Here is a 3797-nt window from a genome sequence, read left to right on the forward strand (position 1 = left end):
ACGTGGGGCTGGTGGCCCTGCCCCAGCCGCCGCTGGAGGGCCTGGTGCTGCGCCCGTGGCGGCGCGACCCGGTCATGGCCTTCCTGCCCGCAAACTGGCAGGCGCCCGCGCGCCTGACGCCGGCCTGGCTGGCCGAGCGGCCGTTGATCCTGAACGACGCCAGCACGCGGCTGTCGCGCCTGACGGGGGAATGGTTCGCCGCCGCGGGCCTGAACCCGCGCGCCCGCATCCAGCTGAACTACAACGACGCGATCAAGAGCCTGGTCGCCGCGGGCTACGGCGCCACCCTGCTGCCGCACGAAGCCACCGCGCCGCAGCCGGATCCGCGCATCGAGATGCGCCCGCTGCGGCCCGCGCTATGGCGTCCGTTGGGCATCGCCCATCGCGCCGGGCAAGTAGAGCAAGCCACCCGGCATGTGCTGGACGTCTTGTGGGAACTGCGGGCCTCAGCGTCCCGCTGAAGGCGTGCGGCGGAAGTACGCGTTGCGCTGGCTCTCTTCGCGCAGCCGCCGCGCGCGCGAGCGGAACAGGTCCTTGCGCCCCACGATGCCGACCAGCCGGCCATTGGCCCGGTCCAGGATGGGCACTCGCCCAGCGCCCGTCAGCGCCATGCGGTCGGCAATCTGGCTGGCCAGTTCCTCGGGATGGCCGTACACCAGGTCGCGGCCTTGCAGCGCTTGCCCCAGCGTGCGTCCGGTCTGCTCGTCGTCGATCGCCCAGGCCAGCGTGTCGGCGCGCGTGACTTCGCCCACCACCACGCCTTGCGCGTCCAACACCGGGTAGCTGGTATGCACCGGCTGCGCCGTCGTGAAATGCGCGATGGCCTGCGCCACCGTCCACTCGGCCGGCAGGGTCTCGACCGGGGTGGTCATGACCTGGCTGACCCGCAGCAGGTCGAAGGGATCGACGCGGTACTCGCGGCTGATATGGTGGCCGCGGCGCGCGATTTTCTCGGTCAGGATGGATCGTTTCAGCAGCAGCACGGTGACCCCGTACGCGAACACGCAGGCCGACAGCACCGGCAGGAGCGCGCCCATGTCGCCGGTCAGCTCCACCGCGAACAAGGTCGCGGTCAGCGGCGCGCGCATGGTGCCGCCCATCATCGCGGCCATGCCCAGCAGCGCCCAGAAGCCCGGATCGGCCTGCGGCAGGAGCGGCGTCGCCAGCGCGCCCAGCGCGCCGCCGAATATCAGCAGCGGCGCCAGCACCCCGCCCGAAGTCCCCGAGCCCAGCGCGACGGACCAGATGATGACCTTGACCACCAGCAGCAGCAGGACGGCCTGGAACGCCAGGTCGCCCGCCAGCAGATGGCGGATGTTGTCGTAGCCCACGCCCAGCGCCGCCGGTTCGATCAGCCCGCCGATGCCGATGACCAGGCCGCCGAAGGCCGGCCACCACATCCAGTGCAGAGGCAGTTTTTCGAACAGGTCCTCGGCGGTGTAGACCATGGACGTCAGCACGCCCGACCCCAGGCCCGCCAGCACGCCGACGACGGCGCAGGCCAGCAGGTGCGCGGGCGTGAACGCCAGCGCGCCGGCGTACGCGAAGATCGGCCCGCCATCCAGCACGAAGGCGCGCGTGGCCGCCGCCACCAGCGCCGCCATCGCCACCGGCAGAAAACTGCGCGGCTTCCATTCGAACAGCAGCAGCTCCACCGCCAGCAGCACTGCCGCCAGCGGCGTGGCGAAAATGGCCGTCATGCCCGCGGCGGCGCCAGCCACCAGCAGGGTCTTGCGCTCGCCGTCGTCCAGGTGGATGGTCTGCGCCAGCAGGGAACCGATGGCGCCGCCCGTCATGATGATGGGCCCCTCGGCGCCGAACGGGCCGCCCGTGCCGATGGATATGGCGGAAGACACCGGCTTCAACACGGCCACCTTGGGCTGGATGCGGCTTTTGCCGATCAAGATGGCTTCCATGGCTTCCGGAATGCCGTGGCCGCGGATCTTCTCCGAGCCATAGCGCGCCATCAGGCCGATGATGAGGCAGCCCACGACCGGAATGGCGACCGAGGCCAGCCCCAGCTGCCCCGTCGTAATCGGCATGTCCGCAAACGAGAACTGGTGGTGGTAGGCCAGATTGGTGCACAGCGCGATCAGGCGCAGCAAGGCCCAGGCCGCGGCCACGCTGGCCAGCCCGACCGGGATGGCCAGGCCCATGAGCAGGACCACGCGCTTGTCCGTGGTGAAGTCGCCCAGGCGCAGCGCGGCCCGGGCAGAGGAAGAAGTGGGAGGCATGTTCGAAGGCAGGAAGAATTCCGCAGGGATTTGCGAAATGTCATATATATCGTATCACGACATATATTAGAATCAGCCAGGTGAAACCGCCCCTGCCCCCTACCCAGTTGACCGCCACGGACTACGAACTGCTGGCCGACTTCCGTTATGCGCTGCACCGCTTTGCCGCCTTCAGCGAAAACGCCGCCGCCGGCCTGGACCTGATGCCACAGCAGCACCAGGCCCTGCTCGCCATCAAGGGCACCCGCAAGAGCGCCCCCGGCCGCCGCGGCCTGTACGTGGGAGAGATCGCCGAACGCCTGCTGATCCGTCCCCACACCGCCGCCGAACTGGTGGGCCGGCTGGCGCGCCTGGATCTGGTCAGCCGCGAAGCCGACCCCGAGGACGGGCGCCGCGTCGAAGTGGTGCTGACCACAAAGGGGGAGCGCATGCTGGAGGATCTGTCGGCCTCGCACCTGGAAGAATTGCGCGCCATGCGGCCGCTGCTGACACGCCTGCTGGCGCGTATCGGGGACGAATCCGGCAAAGCCTGAACCACGCCCGGCTGCATAAGCTTATGCAGCGCCGCCAGTCCCCGCGTGATAAATTGTCGCCCCGCGACATATTGATGCGCGAGGAGATCGTTTTGGGTGTTGCAATCAAGCGCTGGCTGGGCTCGTTCGCGCCAGCGCCGGTGGGCGTCAACGGACGCGAGAAACTTTACGGCGTGCTGGGCGCGCTGCTCGGCTTGTTCTGCACGGAATGGGTGGGTCGCCACGCGCTGGGCGACGCCAGCCCCTGGTTCATCGCGCCCATGGGCGCCTCGGCCGTGCTGCTGTTCGCCGCCCCCGCCAGCCCGCTTGCCCAGCCCTGGTCCATTATGGCCGGCAACCTGGTATCGGCCCTGATCGGCGTCTTCTGCGCCCAATTCATCCCCGTGCCCGGCGTGGCCGCCGCCGCAGCGGTGGCCCTGGCCATCGGCGCCATGTTCTCGCTGCGCTGCCTGCATCCGCCCAGCGGCGCGGTGGCGCTGACCGCCGTGCTGGGCGGCCCCACCGTCGCCAGCCTGGGCTACGGCTTCGCGCTCTGGCCGGTGGCGCTGAACTCCGCCATCCTGCTGTGCATCGCCGTGGTCTTCAACGGCGCGCTCAAGCGCAACTATCCGCGCCGCCACGCCGACCCGGCTGCCGGCCACAACACGCGCGACCTCGCGCCCAGCGCCCGCCTGGGCTTCAGCCTGGCCGATCTGGACGACGCGCTCACCCAGCGCGGCGAGCTGCTGGACATCAGCAAGGAAGACCTGGAAGAAATCGTGCTGGCCGCGGAAATGCGCGCCAGCGTGCGCCGCTTCGGCGACGTACATTGCGCCGACATCATGTCGCGCGACGTGGTGACCGTGCAGGCCCAGGATCCGCTGGATTACGCCGTGCGCCTGTTCGACAAGCACCGCCTGCAGGCACTGCCGGTGCTGGATTCGGCCGGCCGCTACGCCGGCATGGTCAGCCAGGGCGACGTGCTGGCGCGCAAAAGCCGGCTGGCGGCGATCGCGGCCGACGCGGATGCCGCGCCCGACCTGCTGGTGGC

General features: G+C 69.8%; 4 protein-coding genes. 3 read left to right on the forward strand and 1 reads right to left on the reverse strand.

Translation table 11 applies throughout. The annotated features are described in order from the left end of the window. On the forward strand, positions 1-461 hold a 461-nt coding region (locus VIR09_RS28785; protein WP_332015973.1), incomplete at its 5' end, for a LysR family transcriptional regulator substrate-binding protein. Here the strand turns inward: VIR09_RS28785 and VIR09_RS28790 are convergent. After that, entirely contained in the window at positions 447-2234 is a 1788-nt protein-coding gene (locus VIR09_RS28790; protein ID WP_332015974.1) for a chloride channel protein, read from the reverse strand. The two genes, VIR09_RS28785 and VIR09_RS28790, sit on opposite strands and share 15 nt — an antisense overlap. Positions 2235-2314: 80 nt before the next feature. Here VIR09_RS28790 and VIR09_RS28795 point away from each other — a divergent pair, with 80 nt between their 5' ends. Next, complete coding sequence (locus VIR09_RS28795; protein ID WP_332015975.1) at positions 2315-2767, forward strand: MarR family winged helix-turn-helix transcriptional regulator; 453 nt, start codon at positions 2315-2317, stop codon at positions 2765-2767. Between the two features lie 92 nt (positions 2768-2859). Beyond that, a partial coding sequence (locus VIR09_RS28800) for an HPP family protein (protein ID WP_414639475.1) occupies positions 2860-3797 on the forward strand: 938 nt, incomplete at its 3' end.

Source organism: Achromobacter sp., assembly GCF_036567245.1.
Classification (GTDB): domain Bacteria; phylum Pseudomonadota; class Gammaproteobacteria; order Burkholderiales; family Burkholderiaceae_B; genus Achromobacter.

Excerpts from the sequence above, each read along its gene's own strand:
- VIR09_RS28790 (WP_332015974.1), bottom strand. The coding sequence starts at position 2,234 with ATGCCTCCCACTTCTTCCTCTGCCCGGGCCGCGCTGCGCCTGGGCGAC.